13 protein-coding genes and 1 pseudogene are annotated in these 21,634 nt (G+C 54.0%); 9 read left to right on the top strand and 5 right to left on the bottom strand.

The genetic code is table 11. The features are described 5' to 3' along the window. Positions 1 to 196: 196 nt before the first annotated feature. The 3 genes from UH5x_RS24160 to parA all read right to left on the bottom strand — a co-directional run bounded on the left by UH5x_RS24160 (position 197) and on the right by parA (position 2,795). A complete protein-coding gene (locus tag UH5x_RS24160; RefSeq protein WP_047816373.1) occupies positions 197 to 1,777 on the bottom strand; it encodes a DUF4365 domain-containing protein in 1,581 nt (526 codons plus the stop codon). Between the two features lie 170 nt (positions 1,778 to 1,947). Beyond that, positions 1,948 to 2,178 carry a plasmid partition protein ParG gene (locus UH5x_RS24155; protein WP_047816374.1) on the bottom strand — a complete coding sequence of 77 codons (231 nt, stop codon included), beginning with the start codon at positions 2,176 to 2,178 and terminating at the stop codon, positions 1,948 to 1,950. Next, positions 2,175 to 2,795 carry a ParA family partition ATPase gene (gene parA / locus UH5x_RS24150; protein WP_047816375.1) on the bottom strand — a complete coding sequence of 207 codons (621 nt, stop codon included), beginning with the start codon at positions 2,793 to 2,795 and terminating at the stop codon, positions 2,175 to 2,177. The genes UH5x_RS24155 and parA overlap by 4 nt, the downstream gene beginning before the upstream one ends. Positions 2,796 to 3,027: 232 nt before the next feature. Here parA and UH5x_RS24145 point away from each other — a divergent pair, with 232 nt between their 5' ends. Beyond that, positions 3,028 to 3,654 (top strand): ankyrin repeat domain-containing protein, encoded by a 627-nt coding sequence (locus UH5x_RS24145; protein ID WP_236696543.1) that lies wholly within the window; start codon positions 3,028 to 3,030, stop codon positions 3,652 to 3,654. 261 nt (positions 3,655 to 3,915) lie between these two features. On the opposite strand, the gene UH5x_RS24140 is transcribed toward UH5x_RS24145, so the two are convergent. Beyond that, complete coding sequence (locus UH5x_RS24140) at positions 3,916 to 5,244, bottom strand: glycosyltransferase family 25 protein (protein WP_047816376.1); 1,329 nt, start codon at positions 5,242 to 5,244, stop codon at positions 3,916 to 3,918. Between the two features lie 299 nt (positions 5,245 to 5,543). Between UH5x_RS24140 and UH5x_RS24135 the strand changes: the two genes are divergently transcribed. After that, a complete protein-coding gene (locus tag UH5x_RS24135) occupies positions 5,544 to 6,314 on the top strand; it encodes a sulfotransferase domain-containing protein (RefSeq protein ID WP_236696544.1) in 771 nt (256 codons plus the stop codon). Positions 6,315 to 6,498: 184 nt separating this feature from the next. Then, positions 6,499 to 6,603 (top strand): annotated as a pseudogene (locus UH5x_RS24130) (hypothetical protein); the annotation flags it as partial. A gap of 35 nt (positions 6,604 to 6,638) precedes the next feature. Here UH5x_RS24130 and UH5x_RS24125 read toward each other — a convergent pair. Continuing rightward, positions 6,639 to 7,088 carry a hypothetical protein gene (locus tag UH5x_RS24125; RefSeq protein WP_053061264.1) on the bottom strand — a complete coding sequence of 150 codons (450 nt, stop codon included), beginning with the start codon at positions 7,086 to 7,088 and terminating at the stop codon, positions 6,639 to 6,641. 355 nt (positions 7,089 to 7,443) lie between these two features. Between UH5x_RS24125 and UH5x_RS24120 the strand changes: the two genes are divergently transcribed. The 6 genes from UH5x_RS24120 (at position 7,444) to UH5x_RS24095 (ending at position 21,113) form a co-directional block, all read left to right on the top strand. Then, entirely contained in the window at positions 7,444 to 14,340 is a 6,897-nt protein-coding gene (locus UH5x_RS24120; RefSeq protein ID WP_482636064.1) for an RHS repeat-associated core domain-containing protein, read from the top strand. A gap of 13 nt (positions 14,341 to 14,353) precedes the next feature. Next, positions 14,354 to 15,391, top strand: coding sequence for a WG repeat-containing protein (locus tag UH5x_RS24115; RefSeq protein WP_047816378.1), 1,038 nt, complete (start codon positions 14,354 to 14,356; stop codon positions 15,389 to 15,391). Between the two features lie 44 nt (positions 15,392 to 15,435). Beyond that, a complete protein-coding gene (locus tag UH5x_RS24110; RefSeq protein WP_083435105.1) occupies positions 15,436 to 17,718 on the top strand; it encodes an RHS repeat-associated core domain-containing protein in 2,283 nt (760 codons plus the stop codon). Continuing rightward, entirely contained in the window at positions 17,715 to 18,155 is a 441-nt protein-coding gene (locus UH5x_RS24105) for a hypothetical protein (RefSeq protein ID WP_047816380.1), read from the top strand. The genes UH5x_RS24110 and UH5x_RS24105 overlap by 4 nt, the downstream gene beginning before the upstream one ends. A gap of 993 nt (positions 18,156 to 19,148) precedes the next feature. Next, complete coding sequence (locus UH5x_RS24100) at positions 19,149 to 20,552, top strand: hypothetical protein (protein ID WP_150122666.1); 1,404 nt, start codon at positions 19,149 to 19,151, stop codon at positions 20,550 to 20,552. A gap of 33 nt (positions 20,553 to 20,585) precedes the next feature. Further along, positions 20,586 to 21,113 carry a hypothetical protein gene (locus tag UH5x_RS24095; RefSeq protein WP_150122667.1) on the top strand — a complete coding sequence of 176 codons (528 nt, stop codon included), beginning with the start codon at positions 20,586 to 20,588 and terminating at the stop codon, positions 21,111 to 21,113. The last annotated feature ends 521 nt before the right edge of the window (positions 21,114 to 21,634 follow it).

Genomic DNA, 21,634 nt, shown 5'->3' with positions numbered 1-21,634 from the left:
TTAGCCCAGCATCAAAGTAGACATGCATCCGTAATGGGGTTATGCCCCGTGCATTTGTCGGTTTCGGGTAGCAGATCCCATTTCGGAAATTGAATTATGGACTGGGTTTTTGGAAAGCTTCCGTGATTCTGCTCAGGCGTTCACTGTCGATGGATGCCGGTCATATGGGATCGAATGGCGGTTGAGCAAAGCGACTTTATGAATCGATTGGCTGCTTGCCAAGGTTATCAAGATAGCCCTCAACCGTCATGCGCTTACCGCCTACGAATTCAAGCAGCACTTGATCTTCACGCAACTTAGCAATGTGGCTCGCATCTTCCTTCAGCCGAGTCTCAATATCACGGTATTCGAGTGTTATTGGTCCCAATTCAATTGGCTCGCCAAATAAGTCAAAAGTCAGGCTCGAAAATACTTGTCTTAAACCAGGGCATTCGAATCGCTTCGATTTATTTGGAAGTGATTTGCGATCTACTGCAGCCAGCGCAAGGCTCGGATCGTCGTCCAGGAAAAAGATGTGAGATGTGTGTCTTCTTTTTCGGTCGAATGTCAACCAATGAAGTACATCTATATCCGATAGGTCGCAATCGAGGTCCAGTGGGGGATTCAACTTGTAGTGATAGGCAAGTTCGCGGGACTTACTTAGCATCTCAAGTGCGTGTCCGATGTGCGTCAACTGGCCGGGCACCGGCACTGGAATACTCGGAAGCTGAACATTGTCCTTTGTAATTATGGTTTGCACGGAGTCGCAATCACCAAGTTTTCTGAAGAAAGCGAGCGTCGCATCGAAATGTGGAAGGTCGAGAATGCGGTGACTATTCCATTTCGCGAGCGAACAGTTCCATTGCGTCGTCGGAACGCTGCTACTGCCAAGCTTCCAGATTCCGTTCACTGTGATCGGATGCGATTCAGATGTTTCGATTCGAACTTCTGTCGTTCCACCCGAGACTCGGGTTTCGGTCAGGTCTATCGAGGCAACTGGTCGGCGGCTTTCAAAACCAACGATCTTGATAGAAAACCCTGTGTCTGGCCGGCGTCTTAGCGAGATTCGGCCGATACCCATCTCTTCCATTAATTTCGATCCGCTGACCTCCGCGTTGAACTCGACCGAATTTTCTCTCTGTTCAAACCGACGGAGGGTCTCCGCGTCTTGCTGCGACATCTTCAACGCTAATTTGACGGGCTCCTTCGGTGTGAAATTCAAACGCAAATACTCTCCCGTTGAAGCAACGTTGAGCTCAAATCGATTGTCGAGCGAACTGTATTCGTTTCGAGCTCTCCGCAGGGCCGCCTCTACACTGCTTGGGTGTAGCTCTTTCATGAATTCAAGGTGTTGATTGAAGTGCGATTCGAAATCTTCGAGATCGTCAAGATTCTGTGACACAGGAAGACGAATGGTGACTTCTTTTTGCCACCGCCACTTGCGACTCAGCTCCCTTGCATGTTCCTGGAGAAACGTCCAGTAAGTTTTCGCGTTCACAACGTCTACATGGAATAGGTAGATAGGGTAGCGGCGTTTGTCGACATGGTCCACGAGATTTTCGACCTCGATCGCACACGAGATGAAATCGCCCTTCTTACTCTTCTTTACCTTTTCCGTTCCACGGACTTGCACACCGAATTCAAAACCTGAGTGTCGTTCGTCACGGAATACCTCAAATTTCAGATCAACCCCGTAGTCGCGGTTCTGTTCCTGATGCACCCAATGATCAGGTGCGCGCGACAACGCTATTTTGACCGCTCGATCACCGATTTCATGTTCCCGCCTTCGCTTTGCCATGTATTAGGTTTAACGCTTCTTTCGGCCCAATCAAGGGGGATAGGTTAGGGCCTCCGTCGAATTCCGATTGCTGGCCATGGCGGTCAAAACCGAAAAAGTGAGAGAGGATAGTCACTTGGTATGCGAATTGGGCTCGATCTCAATATTTAACTGTCTGAGGCGGGTTGCCCTCAGCTGTTGAGATCTCGCTCGATTAGCGCTCTGAGCAAGTCAGCAATCTGAATTCCGCGTTTGGCACAACTGACCTTCAGTTCGGTGTGAAGCGACGGATCGATGTCGATAGTTAGGCGTTTCTGTTTGACGACTGGCTTCTCCGCGATGGCCGGCTCTCGCGTCTCGACCCACTTGTCGAGTTCGGCTTTTGGTTTGGGGCGAGCTGTCATCGTGATTTTCTTGTTCATTGGATCCTTCTCAATTCATTGACAAATTTCGTAATTTCCTTCGCGGCTTTCGATCGTTTTTGATCCAAAACCGTCGTTCCGCTTGCGGCGCTCTCGGCGAAGGCCACTCGTTGTCCGATGTCGCTTTTCAGGATCGGCACGTCAAGTTCCACCAACGCCTCTCGCACGTCCCTTCCAATTGCCGTGTTGGCGATCTTTCGATTCAAAGCCAAGCAGCATTTGATTTCGGGGTTAAACACCTGTGCCTCGCGAACCAAGTCAACCGTTTCGGCTGCAGCCCAAACGTCCATTGGTGATGGTTGCAGCGGAATGACCACAATGTCTGCGGCCAGGATGATCGATCTCGCCAATTCGGTGACTCGCGGCGGACCGTCGATCACAACGTCGTCGTAGTCTTGGGCGAGGCTCTCGATCTCTTTGTGGAGGGTCGCTTTTGCCATCCCGACGACTGTGAAATCAGCCGTCTCGCGATGGTTCGACCACCCAAGCGAGCTGCCCTGCGGATCCGCATCGATCAGCAGTACACGCCGTCCTCGGTTGGAGAGCTCGGCGGCGGTGTGGATGGAAAGCGTTGTCTTGCCGACACCACCTTTTTGGTTCAGGAATGCATAAATCATGTTCGTCGTATTTCTGTGCATGAGGCTGCGCGTTGTTACGACTTTACGTTACAGGACTTTTCCACGACGCGCAACAGTTTTCTGTATCACCATGTCGACGTGATTCATTGCTTGCGCTCGCGCGCTCGCCGTGGCAGTCTGCCACGCGATGTTGCCAGACTTTCAACTTGTCCATGCGATGCAAAGCGGATGCACTGCAGATTTCAACGAAGCCATGCGAAGAGGCGCGACCATGCGTGCTCGCGATCTCAATGGTCGGTGCTTGTTGGAAGTTGCTCTGCGACAGGGGCGTCCCGATCTCGCTCGGCGACTCTTGAGCTTGGGAGCCGATCCGAACGAGGCAATCGGAAAGAAGGGCGATCATCTGATTCATCTTGCCGCCCGGACTGGTGACATCGGATTCTTAGCTGTTTTGCTCGAAGCGGAAGTAAGCCCAGATTGTCGAGGAAACCTCCGACGCACCGCACTTCATCACGTTACCAAAGGCAAATTTGAGTTCATGGTGAACATGCTGCTGGAGAACGGTGCCAATCCCGATGCGGTTGATGCCCGTGGCGATACTCCTTTGCACTTGGCGGCGGAGGTAAACAGTCTGTCAATCATCAAGCTGCTGCTCAGGTACAACGCAGATGCCTCAATCACCAACAATCAGCTTTACACTCCAGTCCACAACGCGGCGGCGGCCGGGAATACCGAAGTCGCGAGGTTGTTGCTCGAACACGAGCAGGCAATCAGGCCACAGCATGAATCAGCCGAGCTTGCCAGGCGTGTTCTCCGGGTAGCCGAACTTCACGGCCAGGATAAAACACGGCTCGCCCTTACAGAACGTTTGGCCGGTCCCGCTTTGGAACTTCATTAGCCGAGGTTCGGACTACTTGTTGAAGCGAGTTGGAGGTGTTCACGCAAAGGGCAAGCGAAGTCCATTCGCGAAACGCGCACGCTTCCCGCGAGGAACAGTCCGATATCGTGCGCTCCCTGAATCCGGATTCGCATAGAATCCGTCAAAAAAGCGGGTTTGCGAGTCGGGAAGCTCGGCCGGGAGTGCTGCTGATCTAGGCGGGCACGTGGGGAACGGCATTGCGTCGCTGCCTGGCGGTTCGTGCAGCGGCGGCCCGTCCGGCTAGTAAGAGAGCCCATCTTTCAAGTGCTGTCTCAGGAAGTTGCTGGCTGCCGCCAACTGCTCTGCAGGAACAGTGGCTCCCAGGTCCGCCGCAATTTTCTCTAGGCAGCGATCTGGAGCATGAAGCTCCCTTTCCGTGCACCGAATCAGCTTGCTAGGATCAATTTCATTGATGTCCCGCCAGGCTTCCGAAAGTTTACGGTGCCGAACCTGTGTAGCTGCCGTTGGACTGGAGGGCAAGCTTCTTGGTTTCGTGGACTCAACGAGCAAAAGCATTGGTGCGTTCCATGCGGCGAGCACTTCCCGCCACATGATTGGCAGGCACTCGTGGTAGGCAGCCAGTAACGTGCGGTGTCGGTTCTTTATCGCAGTGCAGCGACGGCTAGCCCATTGCCGTAGCAGTGCCACGCGATGATCGAAATGAGTCGAAGGTTCCCACCAGACCGAATCGTAGAGGTGTCCAATGGTCCGGTTCAACCCGGGCGCCACGGATTGGGCAATCAGCGGTGAACCAATGCGTTCAGCACGCCGGTTTTCCCCGACAGGGATTCCCAGCAGGTGAATCGCCGATGCCACCGCCATTGTTAATTGATCATTGTTCCCAGCAATCGCTACGAACTGCTTTCCCACTGGCGCATTGCAAAGCCAGTCAGCGTCTGGGAAGAACTCGTCCGGGTTCTCGGAACTGCGGATCGTGCTGCGTCCTGCACGATGTCCAGCGAGCCATTTGGCGGGCACGTAGACGCCGCCCGGGTATGTGTGGTGCATCTCGCCTAGGCGATGGTCGATGCAGTGCCCTCTTCCCCATTGCTCAGGTGAATTGATGTGTTCGTAAACTTGCTCGATTGTCGAACGTCCACGCAATCCATAGGCGAATGCGGAGTGGACATTGAATGGCCGGTACACCTCGGGATTCACGTGAATCGGCAGCTGAACCTCTTTGTGCAAATGCTTTCCGCCTAGGTAAATGATCTCCCAGTCGGCAGGTAAAGCAGCAAAGAACGTTTGAGCACGCTCCGCAAATTCAGGTACAAACGCGACATCGTCTTCAAAGATCAGGATCGAATCGAGGCCATCGTTCAGTGCGTCTTCTAGCACGCGGTAGTGAGACCGGAAACAGCCCCAGCTACCCGCAGGCGGCTTCGCTTGGTATCCAGGAGGCGGCTTTACCATTTTGCCGTCAATCGCTCGCATGACGCTGGGAGGAGCGAACGGCCAAGGCGAGGGCAGTTGGCTGTAAAAAGCTTCCAAGCGATCTCTGCTACGTGCCAGGCTAATTACCACCACGCGGTCAAAAAAATCGGCTAGCTCTTGCATCTCGTCACTCATCCATTTGCCAATGTGTAAAGTTTGGTCGCGTCATCTGGGCAACACTGCATTGATCGCACGCACGGGCTGTATCGCGAGAGCGTGGCTCGGCGCCAGCTTTCCGTGGCGTCCTTTTTAGCACCGCCAAAAGCCGCTCCGTTACGATTGCTCGCCTTCCAGGCGGTAAGTGCTTGCTTACCCAAATATTAAAATATCAAAGGACTTCAATTTTGAGCGAAACGAACATGGGTGCGGAAAATCGAAGAATCTGTTGGCTCGCATCGTATCCCAAGTCTGGAAACACGTGGACACGAGCGTTCTTGCGCGCATACCAAGTCGATGCTCGTAGCCCCATAAACCCAAATGACATCGGGAAAATCTCTCGTTCTGAAAGTCGCCGCAGGTATTTTGGATTGGTTTCCGGAATTGAGGAATCTAGTCTAGATGAAGCTGCTATTCGAAGTTACCGACGGGATGTACAGGAGTTGATTGCGAAAGAAATTGGAGACTTTCAAGTCGCCAAGACACACAATGCGACAGTCTCGCCTTTTGGGGAACGATTGATTTTCCCGGAATTTACTCGGTGCGCGGTTTATCTCGTCCGAAACCCTGTGGACGTTGTCGATTCTCTTGCGGACCACAACGGATTGTCGATCAAAGACGCAATCAAGCTGATGAATGACCCGGGCCATCAGATTGGAGGGCCAGGAGATCCATTCGTGACGCAATTTCTAGGGACTTGGTCTGACCACGTCCGGTCCTGGACTCAGCAAGATTCCTTTCCGGTTTTGATTGTTCGCTACGAGGACCTAAAGCAAAATGCGATTGCCGTGTTCACTCAGGTTCTCAGGTTCATCGGTTGGCCAGTGGATCATCAACGAATTGCCAGAGCGAATGAATACTGTTCATTTGAGCATCTTCAGGAGTTTGAGATGCGAAACGGCTTCGGTGAGCTAAGCGATCGTTCGGTGAGCGGAAAATTTTTTCGTGAAGGAAGGGTAGGAACGGGAAAGAAACGCTTGACTTCCGAGCAGGCAGAGCAGATAAACGCTCACCATGAAGCTGTGATTCAGCAATTGAAGTATTGCTAGTTTTACACATGGGCGTGGGAACTGGCGAAACCGGGCAGTGATGCAGTACTGACAAGGGCACATATCAGTTGGCGAGCATCCGCAGTTTGCGGGCTTTGCGTGTCGCCATCTTTTTCGCTCATTCAGTTTGTGGCTGTCGATCATCACCTGAACAGAATGACTCCATCAGACACGGGCATAGAAGATGTCAAAGCGGGGCAGGAAATCGCGAATTGGTGGTCAGCGAATCTTTCGTCGGCGACATCGGATGCCACGAGTTGAGTCACTCGAACGAAGAGTGCTGCTTGCCGCCGACATTGCAGCAGTGCCTGATGAGCTCTCGGTTCAGCGAGAGGTCGCCACCATTTCGAGCCCGAGTTTATCGACTAGCTCAGAAGCATTTAGTCCAAATGTAACCTTCGCATCCGCTTCACCGTTTGAGCCAAGCGAGGTTGCTGCTGAATTGCCAAGTGGCCCCCTGCCACTTCCGAAGCGTTCTGTTCTAAACCCGAATGATGGAGGAATGCAATCTTCAGAAATTCGCGGCTCGTACACGCCGACCGCATCACCAAGTAGGTCGCCTTCAGGCAGTCCCAGTTCGTCAGGTAGCCCGAGTTCGTCGAGTAGTTCGAGTTCGTCGAGCAGTTCGAGTTCGTCGAGCAGTTCGAGTTCGTCAAGCAGCTCGAGTTCGTCAAGCAGCTCGAGTTCGTCAAGCAGCTCGAGTTCGTCAAGCAGCTCGAGCTCGTCAAGCAGTTCGAGCTCGTCCGTGCCGATGCCGCTTGGAGATCTGGACACCGAAGCGGAAGAGCCGCACTTGATTTACTGCGAAGACACTGAGGAGCAAGGTAGTGTCGAAATTGATATCCCAGCTGCATTCGGAGGTGGAAATGTCGATATTGAAATTTCTGGCTCCGCGATTCGTGGTACCGATTATTCGCTCGGAACGAATATTGGGATAACGTCGAGCTTTAGCGGCGATATATGGACGCTTAGTCTACCGGCTGGGCCCGCTTCCTTTGTGATTTACGTCACCGCGTTGCAGGACGGATCTGAGCCGGGTGGGACTAACGAATCTGCAACCGAGAACGTCACGTTTGCATGGGCACCTGGTCAGAATATTCCCGGGATCGACCTGCAAGGGTCAGGCTCTGTGTCGATCGTTGACGAAGATGAATCGCTCGAGCTAACAACGCCAGTCAGCTACACCTCGGAACTGGGGCCACCTGCTGGCGTATTTAGCCTGAAGCCAAGCGATTCAGGCAACACGGTCAACACGACCATCTACTGGGAAGTGAACACAAATGATGTTGAGAGCGACGAATTCTATCAAGCCATACTAGGCGTCGATTACACATTGACCGACGACGATCCCACGACACTCATTTTCAATGAGACGTATTCAGGGTCTGGGATTTTCCGATCAAACGCGAGATCGATCGCGTGTGATGATGACTTTCAATTGCTCGTTCACGCGATCAATGATCGTTTGCTCGAAGGCATCGAGACAGTCGATGTTCGGGCCCATATACCCATTTTAAGCGACCCATCAGAGAACGAATACACCTCTGAAGAAACAGTGCAGATCAAGGAAAACTACCACGACAGCGAAGTAAGGGAAGACAAGTACGGCTGCTCGTGTTCGTGTCCAACATGCCCAGATGGAGTGCCAGTCAGTACCGATGGCGCTCAGGCGGTTGCGACATTTCAACCGTCCGCAGGCACGATTGAAATCACAACTTCGTATCAGGGAGGGGCGCAGCCTGTTTTTGATATCGGCTTCACCGTTCCGAATGACACAGCTGTTCCATATAGCGTTGACGTGTTTTTTCAGATCATCGAAGCCGACCAGAGAGACGATGGTTCGCTGAAATCGCTAGGGCGAAAGCCGGTTGATGCCAATGCGGTTGTCACCGCCTCGTTCAACTTGGCTGTGCCGGTAGGTGCTTCGCCGGGCGACACACTTTGGTTCAGAAGACAAACAGACTTAACAGCTCATTTGGATTCCTGGACTCGTGGCTCGGGCGATACGAAGGATGGGTCGAATGGAATCACTCAGCAGATTATCCCGATCGAGATTTTAGCGCACCCAAATTACCCACCGACTTGGCCTGGTGGAGCACCCCTGGAAACCGATGATATGGTCAGCGGTTGGGTCGGACGGGTGAATCATGGTGCGACTGACCGTCGTGCAAGCTCGCTCGGAGAGAACCAAGCGCCAGGCTCGTCGATAGCGTCCCTCGAACGAATGATACTCGGCTATGACTCGATGGTTGCAGATTCGTCTGGCGGGCAGCCCTCCGGTGGAAAGGTGAAGTTTGAGAACGGATCCATGCTTTTCAATGCCTCTGGCGCTTCGTATTGGTTTCAGGGAAATTCGGGGTCTGCTCCAGGTATTCAGGACACGCTCTCTGGTGGGACGCTGACTGATCGATATGGAAACACGCGAGAGTTCAACGCTAACGGTGACTTGGTTGCTCGAACTGATTCAGCGGGGAATGCAATTTCCTATTCCTACAACAGTGATGGGACTGTCGCTGAAATAACGGATCACCGAGGCCTGAAAACCTCGTTTTCCTATGGTGTCAATGCAGTGTCCGGCCGCAACACAGTTTCGATTGAAACCGTCACTTCAACCTCCGACTCCACGCTGAATCGCCATATCCAGATGGAGTACCTCCCCTACACAGCGAGCACCCCAGGTGAATTGTCAATCGTCTTCGACGATCCTGACGGTGCAGGCTCTCGGAAGTCCAGAGAAGAGGTCTTTACCTATGACAATGAGGGAAGAGTTACCAGCCTCTCTGTTGGCGAAGTCGGTGCAGCTTCCCATACGACAAGCATGGCCTACAACTCATTGGACGGGCGTCTGTCATCCATTAGCTACCCCGATGGTTCTAGCTTGACATTCAACCTTTCTCGCCAGCAGAATGGGCTCATTGGCAAGGACTATGCTGGCGGGACGATCCTGGCCAGTGACCCGCGTGCAATTCGCGTCACTTCGGCTGGCAGTGGGAACGAGAACCCAATCCCCAATTATGCGATCTCGACATGGAAGCGGTCTGTCTCGAGTGACCCGCAACGGTCGATTTCTCAATTCGATCATCGTGGACGTTTGCTGCGGACATGGGACCCGAAACAGGTTGAGGCTCTTGGGTTAACCAGTGTCGGCACTCTCGGTGACACCGAGATCTCATTGCTTCAAGCGAATGTGGACTTGAGCACGGAATTCACTCGCACACCCACGAGCTGGGATGAACTTGGTAAGGTCACCGGTAACGATTGGGGAGAGGTTCTTTCTGTCTCAACGCCGGACCCTGATAAAACGTTGCTCAATGGTGTTTTGCAGAGCAACGGCCCGGCGGGGCGCCAATCCACTTCCTACACCTACAGCAACAACAACCCTGTCAGTTCCTCGATGCCGGAAAGCACGTCCGCGTCGTGGACCTGGAACGACACCTTCGATGTGATGACTTCATCGACGGATGCCACTGGCAACACGTATCATCAGCAGGTGGATGCATCCGGTCGCGTGACCCAGATGCAGTGGAAGCAAAATGCTTCTTTGGGCCAAAACCCGACTCGTCCGCTCGATGTAAGCGTTGATACTTATGTCTCCGCAATCGACGCTCTGCGGATCATGAACTACATCAGTGCAAACGGTGAGACTCGGACTCCCGTTGGCGGTGGTGGGACATCTTTCTACGACGTTGATGGTGACGGTTGGGTCACCTCGGTCGATGCGGCCCTCGTTATTCGCTATCTCGAGAATCCCGGCGTTGGCAACGAGGTTGATCCAGAGCCCGAAATCATTGGGCAGGTCGATCTCACCTACGTTAGCACTGCTGGCCTCCCAACATACTTGGTCTCGCAGCGTGTGATTGACACGGGGCGATCCTCGGGTGATACCGTCGTCGACTACGAGTACTACAACACGCCCAGTGACCCGGCCCGGCATGCCAAGTTAAAAACCGTGACCGAGTCGGATGGCACGGCGATTGAGGCGGTCACCGAATACAGCTACGACGACCGCGGCAACTTGAGTGAGTTGTCCGATCCCTCCGGACGCGTTACGAAGTATTATTACGACTCCCGTGACCGGATGATTGCGCAGCAGTCATCGGATCCAGATGGTGCCGGATCTCTTCTTCCAGTGCTCGTGCGCTATGACTACGACGTCTTCGGGAATGCTATCGCAAGTGAGCAGATCAATTCCTTTGTGGAGGGAGGGCAGCTCTTGGTCACCTCGCTGACGGAGAGTTCGACTTACGATGCGGGAAACCGCCTGACGGCTCACTACACTCAGAATCCGAGTGTCACTTGGTACCTCTACAAAGACGGGAGCGGAGACATCGTTCGCACCCAGAGCAAAGTAACCGCTTTGGCTGGAACCACGCTGACGGCAGCGGATCTAGAAGCTTACGGTGGAAGCAACGATGCGATCCCCAATACGCCTGTGACGTCGGTCAGCTACCAAGGTCTCAAAACCACGATCGATTACTACTCGACAGCGAACGTGATCACGGTTTCTGAGACCGACATGACCGCCGCCAGTCCATCGACAACGACTCGGACGACGAAAACAACGCTTGACCGCCTTGGGCAGGTTGTCAAAACGGTCAGCCCCGATCCGGTGAGCGGACTGACAACCACCGGCTCGGATCAGAGAGAGGGCGGTGGCTTCGTTACTTCCTTCGAGTACGACAATCTAGGTAATCTCGTTGGGGTCGTTGATGGGCTCAACAACGAATCCAGTTTCTCCTACGACGATCTCAATCGCCTCGTCAAAACGTCCACTCCAAACCCGGTTTCCGGCAGCCCATACGAGACAACGGTTAGCTACACGCCCAATGCGATTGGCTGGGACATTGAGACGACTGACCCTTCGGGCATTTCCGTCGTGGCTCAACTCGATGCGATGGGGCGTCAGCGTACGATCATCGGCGACATCCCGACCAGCAATGTTCGTTATTGGAACGATGGTAACGTTCGGAGCGTTACCGATGCCGAAGGCAATTTTACGAGCTACGACTACGACGACCGCGGCCGACTGACGGAAGTGGAGTCGCTGGATCTACGTCGCTCCGTCTGGGCACCGACCACCAGCTACAGCTACACCGTTGATTCGTTGGTGGATTCGATCACTGACCCATTGGGGCGAGCGACCACGTTTGAATACGACGATGGTGGCAGGCTGGTCAAATCGATTCAGCCGGATCCAGATGGTGCAGGTGCGTTGGTTTCAGCTTTCACCGAGTACGGATTGGACAGCCTCGGGAATGTTCATTCGGTGGAAGATGCCTTTGGACAGGTCACTTCGTTGGATCTCGATTCTTGGTATCGCCCGACGACAACGACCGATCCGGCTTCGGGCGCCACTGATTCCCAGTACGATGTGTTTGGTAACGTCACGTCGGTCACTGATCCGCTCGGGAATGTCACCAACTTCACCTTCAATCACCTCAATCAGTTGGTGACGGAGGGCAAGGTCTACAGCGGTGGCACCGAAAGCCGATCTTATTCCTACGATGGTGTTGGTAACTTACGGTCACTGACGGATCGCAACGGACGCGTCACCGAATACGTCTACGACAATCGATACCGATTGGAGACGGAGACGTGGAAGACTGGCGGAACGACCGATCGGACGTTCGATTATGCTTACGATACATCCGACCGCCTGATTTCGATTGATGACAGTGACGTTCTCGCCACCGATTTTGAGTTCGCTTACGACGACCGGTCGCAGCTCGTGGCTGAAAGCCAATTGATCGGCTTGGTCGGGACCGCGATCAACTTCAATCGTGAATTTGACAATCGAGGCAATCGCATTGAACTGGGGGCCAATTTCGGGGGAACGCTTTCAGGCGGCGTGATCTCCGGTGGCGTGGGCGACTTCGAAAATGGCTATGAATACGATTACCTGAATCGGTTGACGTCGATCGTTCAGCAATCGCAGTCCGGCGGGCATGCTGTTGCTCCTAAACTGGCTGAATTCGACTACAGCCGCGCGTCTCAACTGACGGACTTGCACCGCTACTCCGCAACGACTGCTGGCTCATCGGATTTGGAGGTGCACAGCCGGATGGCGTATGATGACGCAGGTCGGCTCAGCAGTTTGACTCATGGATCGTCAGCGATCTCCTACGGTGAGAACTGGGGCGGGACGTCGACACTCCCCTCCTCGCTTGGCAGTTCTGATCTGCTGGCCGCTTACACGTTCCAGTATGACGCGGACAACCGCTTGACGCAGTTCAATTCTTATCGCGATGGCACCTCGACCGCCTATGGCTACGACGTGCGTGATCAGCTGACCTCGGCTTCAAGCACGGCGATCAGCGAGCTGTCTCAGCCGTTTGGGCTTGCGACTGCAGAGTCCTACGACTTCGATGCCGGCGGGAATCGCAAATCCAGTGGTGGTGCGTCGCAGTCGGCTGCCAACACGCATAATCAACTGCAGAGCGACGGAACGTACAACTACACATACGACGATGAGGGCAACACGCTCAGTCGAACGTTGATCAGCACGGGCGAGGTGACCCTGTACGAATGGGACCACCGCAATCGCTTGGCATCGATCACCGAGAAGACATCGTCCGTGGGCAGCGTGACGCAGAAGATCGAATACGTTTACGATGCCTTTGACAATCGCGTTGGCAAACGGCTGGACAGCGACGGGGACGGGGATTTCGACCGTGACGAAGCGTTTGCCTGGACGGAAGGACAGACGGTCCTGCGTGCGGTCGACTCTGATGGCGAGGCGGCGAGCGAGACGTTCACGCTTTCCAGCCGCTACCTGTACGGCGAGATGGTGGACCAGTTGTTGGCCGACGAGCAGTATGACGATGGAGCTGGCCCGGAGATCTCAACGACGACCGCGGCTGCAACGTCCGGTGAGACCTTCTGGGCATTGACCGATCACCTGGGCAGCGTACGTGACTTGGTGGACAACAACGGCGAGATCCGCCAGCACGTCGCTTACGACAGCTTCGGCAATCGAATCGTTGAGCAGGATTACGACGCTTCAGGAACCGCAATCTCCAGCAGTCACCCCGATGCGATCGATGAGCTGTTCGGCTACACGGGCCGCGACTGGGACGCCGACGCGGGCTTGCAAAACAACCGAGCCCGTTGGTACGACCCGGCAACGGGCCGCTGGCTCAGCCAAGACCCTATCGGCTTCGCAGCCGGTGATGCGAACTTGTATCGGTATGTGGGGAATGCGCCAACGAATTCTACCGATCCAAGCGGCCTTGCTGATCCGCGCGTTGTCGGCGGGCACACTGTTGTTGGCACAGGTCACCATCTTGTGCCGGTAGAAGTTTGGGAAGAGTTCGGATTCTCACAAGAGGTTTACGAGTTTTTGGATAGCGACTACGCGAGGATCGAAACACCGAACGGCCACAACTACACCGCTCACGGCGAGCTGACAGGGTATTCCGGTTACATTCGGGCAGAGATGCGCGGTGAGCTACGCAAATACATGGGAGGACGAACGAGTGGCAAGCTATCGGTGCACGAACAAATGGCCTTCGCAAAACAGTTTGTTGACAAAGTGAAATTCGGTAACTGCAGTAAAGCGTTTATCAAGGAGTTCAACAAGCACGCGAAAGAAGGACCGGATGCAGTGCTTGAGTGGTGGAATCGTCGAGGGCATAAACTTCCTTGGTATGACGATGTTCCCGAAGTCAAAATAACTGGAATTGCAGTTCGCACTCCCTCTCAGTTTCGGAAGTGGGTTGGAAAGCGAGCTCGTACGATCTTGCCCTTCATCGGTGCAGTCGCGGTGTACAACACTGCCAGAGCAAATGGAAATTCACCCGCTGAAGCCGGGATGATCGCCGGCCTTGAAGAGGTTAATCCGTGTCCTGTCGGCTACGAAGAGTTTCACGATGCAGGAATGGCGTATCAGAATCTCGCCAACCGAGCGCTTGAAACGAACAGAACACGATTCGAAGCAATTCTTGGAATACAAAATGGCGGAAACATACCGATACATGCTGGCACCCGTCCCGGCGGAGTCAGCGACAACGTGAGACCAAAGAGATAATGCCGTGACTCGAATGAATGTGTTTCTCCCTTATCGCCTCGGGGAGAATTGGGGCTACTTAGATAAATCGGGACAAATCGTAATTCAAGCAAGGTTTGAATCCACAGGAAAAGTCGACGGTGGCAACCCTTATGGGATTCGCGATGACGGTATCGCGATACTGTCATTGTCGGGAGAAGAATTAAGCTTTGTTCCAAATGCTTGGTCAATGAACCCTTTTTCGCAGGGACTGCTTGCGATTCATCGTGACGACAAAGTTGGGTACTGCAATCAGCGCGGAGAAGTTGTAATAGCGCCACAGTTCGAGGTTGCAACAACTTTCGGAAAAGTATCAGCAACAGCATGCGTCGGAACAGCGGACGCAGAAAGATGGGGACGCTTGAGCCCGCAGGGCAAATGGCACGAAGAACCACGCTACGCATTCCTACGCGACCTTGCCAATATTGGGAGGTTCAGTGGCGGAAGGCTCGTCGACTCGGACAAGTACGTCGTCGTTGATGAGTTAGGTAGGCGTACGATCGAAGAAGAGTTTCTAGACGTCAGGTTGGAATCAGAAGGACTGATTCCGGTTCGATACACGAAATCAAGAAAGATGGGGTGGATCGACATACAAGGGAATCGTGTCTGCGCAGATAGATTTGATGATCTTGGTGGTTACTTCACGAGCGGCATGATTGCAGCGAAGGTAAACGATCACTGGGGCGTGGTTGATGTCCAAGGAAATTGGGTATTTGAAGCGACGTTTTCGTTTATCGGGCACCGGTCATCAGGATTGTGGTCAGCCGTAATCAAGGGTGATTATCGCGGTGACTTTGGTATGCCTTGTGATGAGCTTCAAGGATTTGTGGACGATAAGGGGGCTGTCGCAATCCCACCTAAATTTATGCGCGTCCACGATTTCAAGAGTGATCGCTCATTAGTCTACTTTCCGCGTTCCAACGACGCTTCCATCCGAACGCCAATACCGTTTGGCTACGTCGATCCACAAGGGACAATTGTTTGGCAAGAAGAATCGGGAGGAGGAAAAGGTGTCGGACACCGAAATGCCTAATTAGGCAAGCAGGAGGTGGTATTCTTCTTGGCGAAAGTTGGCTGATGCCAACCACCGTTCGATTGCGATCAACTTCAGCCGTGGATTTAACAATCGCGGCAACCGCATCGAATTTGGGGGGCAATTGGGGTGGAACGCTCTCGGGAGGCGTGATCTCCGGTGGCGTGGACGACTTCGAAAATGGCTATGAATACGATTACCTGAATCGGTTGACCTCGATCGTTCAGCAATCGCAGTCCGGCGGGCATGCTGTTGATCCCAAGCTGGCTGAATTCGACTACAACCGCGCGTCTCAATTGACGGACTTGCACCGCTACTCCGCAACGACTGCTGGCTCATCGGATTTGGAAGTGCACAGCCGGATGGCGTATGATGACGCAGGTCGGCTCAGCAGTTTGACTCATGGATCGTCAGCGATCTCCTCCGGTGAGAACTGGGGCGGGACGTCGACACTCCCCTCCTCGCTTGGCAGTTCTGGTTTGCTGGCCGCTTACACGTTCCAGTACGACGCGGACAATCGCTTGACGCAGTTCTCTTCTTATCGTGATGGCACCTCGACCGCTTACGGCTACGACGTGCGTGATCAGCTGACCTCGGCTTCAAGCACAGCGATCAGCGGGCTGTCTCAGCCGTTTGGGCTTGCGAGTGCAGAGTCCTACGACTTCGATGCCGGCGGGAATCGCAAATCCAGTGGCGGTGCGTCGCAGTCGTCTGCCAACACGCATAATCAACTGCAGAGCGACGGAACGTACAACTACACCTACGACGATGAAGGCAACACGCTCAGTCGAACGTCGATCAGCACGGGCGAGGTGACCCTGTACGAATGGGACCATCGCAATCGCTTGGAATCGATCACCGAGAAGACGTCGTCCGTGGGCAGCGTGACGCAGAAGATCGAGTACGTTTACGATGCCTTTGACAATCGCGTCGGCAAACGCCTGGACAGCGACGGGGATGGCGATTTTGATCGTGACGAAGCGTTTGTCTGGACGGAGGGACAGACGGTGCTGCGTGCGGTCGACTCTGACGGAGAGGCGGCGAGCGAGACGTTCACACTGTCTAGTCGCTACCTGTACGGCGAGATGGTGGACCAGTTGCTGGCCGACGAGCAGTATGACGATGGAGCAGGACCCGAGATCTCAACGACGACCGCGGCTGCAACGTCCGGTGAGACCTACTGGGCGTTGAACGATCACCTGGGCAGCGTGCGTGACTTGGTGGACAACAGCGGCGAAATCCGCCAGCACGTCGCCTATGACAGCTTCGGCAACCGAATCGTTGAGCAGGATTACGACGCTTCAGGAACCGCAATCTCCAGCAGTCACCCCGATGCGATTGACGCACTGTTCGGCTACACGGGTCGCGACTGGGACGCTGACGCGGATCTGCAGAACAACCGAGCCCGTTGGTACGACCCGGCAACGGGCCGATGGCTCAGCAATGACCCTATCGGCTTCGCGGCGGGGGATGCGAATCTGTATCGGTATGTTGGGAACGGGCCAACCAATGCAATTGACCCGAGTGGTCTAGCCGAGGATGACCCAAGATGGTGGGGTGACACGTATTGGTTTCAAGTATGGGGTTGGTGGGGGCCTCACCGCTGGGCGATTAACAGAGTAACGGGATACCATTCGGCGGAAAACCTCGCAATAGAACTCGATCGCCAACTGCGGGCGAATGATCGCGTCGCGGGCGTTAACGGTTGTGACACAAATGGCAATGGTGTCATCGATCCATTGGAAAGACTCGACAGTCTTGATCGCTTGAACCGAAGCAAACGACTTTCGGCGGCAGAGTCAGCTCGAGTGAAAACGTTGGCTGAGTCAGCCATCGAAGGAAATGCGGCGATGTTGGGAGGTGGTCTTGTTGGTTCTGTTTCCAGGCGAACAAGCCACCGAATTCTTGCCCAGGTCGATCATCTAGATGAACTGGATAATCTTGGAACCCACGTTGCATCTGGCAAACCATCGCAAAGAGTTACCGCAGTTCCGCACACCTACGTCAACCCAGGGCATCACGTTCCAGGAACTCCAACGTACGTTGCGGGCAAGAGCGTATTGCCAACAAATCACGTCCAGTTATTCGCTCGAAGTGTCGGGGTCCGAAACCAGCAAGGTAAGATTCTTCGTTGGGCCCGAGAGCAACGCGGTAACCAGACGATCTATCATCGTTTTGAACCACACTCGAGCGGTGAGTATCACTGGAGCGGTTCAACTTGCGGTGTCGATAGCCGAGGAACGAACCGAGCAATCGCCTTACGCGATGTTCCCGTTCGGGAAATTGGGCGTCAAACACCAAACGGAGGCTGGGCGATTCAAGAATGATTCAGGATTTCAAATTCACGACTCCGACAGTCACTGTTAACGCTTCTCCAAGAGCGGAAAGCAAGGTGCCCTATGGTTCCGTCCTTCTTCTGGTTGGTGGAAAGAATCTGTTTCGTTGGCCTAGCAATCATCCGTTTTACTTCGAGTCGATACTCGATGTATTAAACGAACTAGCAAACGCACCGGAGGCTTCGCCCGATGGAGCCACGCGTCTCCAACGGTTGTCAACTACAGAATGTCTTGACGGTGCATCCTTTGAAATCGTGTCTAATGGAGACACGATTCAAATTCAAAGAGAGATTTGGCCTGATTGGGGCGACATCGCTGTTTCTGAATCTGATTGGACCGCCGCCACTGCAAAGAGGGATGACATGCGTAATGCGTCGTCAGAGTTCGCCAGGTATCTAACTGAGTTAGATTCAACAGAAATCGTTTAAGGGTAGCCAACACGATCGGAAGCGACCGCGGCGATGGCAGGAAGCCATCGCAACGATCGGGCCGGAAGCCCGCCACGCTGGACGACCGCGCACACCCCGAACGCACCGGAGCGGTAGCGACAGCGACGACAGGATGTCGTCGCGGGTCCTCTGGCACGATGCCCGCCGCTTTGGGCTTAGAGCGCACTCGCCGAAGGCAGGCGGGCCCGGATGGCCCGCCAATGACGTGGCGCGGCGGCACGATGCCGCCCGGAGGAACGCGACACGAAGGGCAGCTAAAGAAAAAACGGTTGAAACTCCGATGGATTCGACCAATGCGAAGATGGTTGAATCACCGATCAATCGCCCAACGTCGCGTGTAGCCGGGTCGTAGCGACCAAGCGTAGGGAAGGCGCGGCGACGAGGAACGAGGAGCGGAGACCGCACCGCAGCGCCCGAGCGGAGACCGGGCGTCGAGAGGAGGGAGCTCGCGCAGCCATGGATGGCGCAGCGCACGACCGACGAACCAAGGCAGGATGCCGATAAAGACTGTATGAGGCAGGAGGCCGAGTTCCGCCCTAGAGTGCGGTAGCGACCGCGAACGAGCCTAAGCGAGTGAGCCGGGAGCGGTGGACCACCAGTGGACTTGCAAGGCGGCGGCGGAGTAACGCAGCGACAGCGAGCACACGCAGTCCGTCCGCGAGTGACGATCAGAACCACGCCCCGCGGACCGCGCACCGGCGCTACGGGTAACGTCTACATCGAAGTGAACCCAAACCGCCCAACCCGACCTTGCCAACAGATTCTTCTTTTTAGCTGCTGCGAGAACGGCTTGCGGCTCTTGACAACCAGGCGAAGGTGTCGCGTCATCAAGAAACGGCCCGTGCCTTTCTTGATGTTCGCACCGCAGCCGGACCACTGCGGGTAAACGTCGCCCCTGCTTTTTCACGTCCTCCAAGGCGTCACGGCTACCGCTGCGCGCTGACCGGATCACCTTCAATGGAACCCAAACCGATGACCACGAAAACTTTCACTCAAAGACTTCTTGATTCACCGCTGGCAACCGTCGCCGACTACTACACCCGGCACCTGAACGACAACGCCCATCCTTTCCTTTCAAAGAATTGCCTCTCAGCCGATGATTCGCTACGCGTTGGATTTGCTGACCGAACACTCGGCAAGCAGATTCCGGCGAAACAACTCAAGCTCGGCCGCGACATCCGAGCGAGGCTCAAACAAGTCGGCATCCTCAAAGCATCCGGCCACGAATCCCTACGCGGCTTCGTCACCGTGCCGCTAACCGACCGCGAAGGAAACACGACAGGCATCTACGGTCTGCGCATCGACAACAAAGGTAAGGACCAACCGCAACTGACTTTCGGCAACGGCATCTTCAACGCCACAGCGCTGACGCCCTTCAATGAAATCATCCTCTGTGACAGTCTCCTCGATGCGTGGACCTTCCACGCTGCCGGTCATGCCAATGCCATCGCAGCCGAAGGCCAGCAGCTAAACAAAGAATACTTAGCAAACGTCAAATACATCTTGCTTGCGGACGTTTCACTTGATGAATCTTCCTTCGATGGAATCGAGCTGATGCGCATTCACTTTCCCGAAGAAACAACCGTCAACCAATACGCGATTCAAAACCGAACGGTTGACGATGCGTTGGGAAAGCGCATCCGTGCCGCTTCGGTCATTGAATGTGGCGCGGGCTTGCAACCTGTGAACAAGCCAACCACGAAAGACGAGCAGCTAATGAAAGAAACGCCAACGGCATCACCAACGCCTGCGCCGATCGACGACATCCAGGTTGAGCATAGCAAAGCCAACGGGGAAATCACACTGCGCATCGAAACCCGTCGCTGCCGAGTCCGCGGCGTGGAACGCAATACGACCACCGGCGTGATGAAAATCAACTTGATGATCTTCAACGAGCGAAACGAACGCGTCCACGTCGATAAAGGGAAGATTGCTGATTTTCAAAAAGGCCTTAAAAAGAGACTTCGTGACGGTACCGAAAAGCTCCGCGATGAAGAGAATGCAATGAAACGCTACTATGAACGACAGGCCAGTCTCGCGGCATTTGCGTTTTTAGGAAACAGCAAGGGATTTCAAGAGGCTCAAGACGCGATAGCCAATTCCGTGTTTGATGAATTGGAAGTATTGAGCAAACAACGCTCAGATGGCGCGCTTGCATGCACCGAGAATTGGCTCGGCGATGGTTGGCTTGGGTGGACTGTTGATTTTTTCAATCCAGCAAGCGATGCCGCGTCGTTAGCGCAGCTTGAGTACATGCTACATGTTATCGGTGGTGGAAATCCTTACGGCGAAACTCCCTCTCAAGAAAACGCTCGCCAACATCACGAAATAACTGGTACTCCGCTAATTAGCCTCGGAGCAGGTCCCAAATTTTAGAACAATACACATCACACCAATTTTGACTAATTCATGAAGATTGAACTGTATCAAACAGAGAATCGAGGAAGCAATCTGATTCGTCTCGGAAATTTTGTTGATGAGAGAGGCGGTTCATGGTGCCCCAGCGATCCTAGAACGGCGAGAGCACTTAACTGTGAACTTGTCCACGGCACACAGTTTGTGGATTTTCCTGGCACCTTTTCGGCAGTTGGACCAATAGTATCAAATCGCATTTTCGAAGAATTTAAAGGTTTTTCCATACATCCATCATTGGATTGGATAAGAACTGTTGTGGACGGTCATAAGTTGCCTTTGGAGCAGCGTGTATTCTGGGTTGGGCATTTCGATTACGATGAATTGCCCATTGTTACCGTACCGGATCCAGAGGATGAGTTTTTCGGTCCGCGTCGATTGGCAACGAATGCTCAAATTGATTCAAAAATGGACTTTGTTGTCGATAGCGACACACAGGTCCTATTTTCCTCGTCTTTAAAGAACCACTTGACCAAGTTTCTTTCGCCGGAAGTTCATTTCGTTGAATTAGGAAGGGGATGGTGACACGAGCGACAAAAGCAGCTTTGTGAATTGGCGAATATTTCATTATCGCTGATGAACTGAACATTTTTTGCGGCAGAACGTTTTTAGGCGGCCAGTGTGTGCTCTGCAGGCCTTGTTCACTCCCACATTTCGCTCCGCTCTTGCCTAACTTTGCTGCACATGCCATCTTGTTCCTCATTTTGCTCTATCAGCTTTGCTCGAAGCGCAGCTGCTGCCCGCAACACATTCTAACCAGCCACTTTCAACATCGCGCTTCGCGTCACCGACGGTCGACCGCGAACCCGAAGACGACCAAGGCCCGTTACGCGTTCGAGAATACTGTTGGTCGCTTCGATCCCGCCACGCATCTGATAACGCTCGGTGGGAGCTTCGCGTAGGGTCAGACGCGGGGTTCGGGTTTCAAACGGTAGCGATTGGCCCCGACGGTGAACCGATCTCTCAAACGCCCTGGAATGACGGAGAGGCAGGGCAAACAATACGCTGAGAATGAAGGAGATGCTTTGATGCCAGATCAGATCTTA

Source organism: Rhodopirellula sp. UH5 (assembly GCF_056839225.1).
The sequence above is the reverse complement of the archived record's forward strand: the minus strand, read 5'-3'. Positions and strand labels throughout refer to the sequence as shown.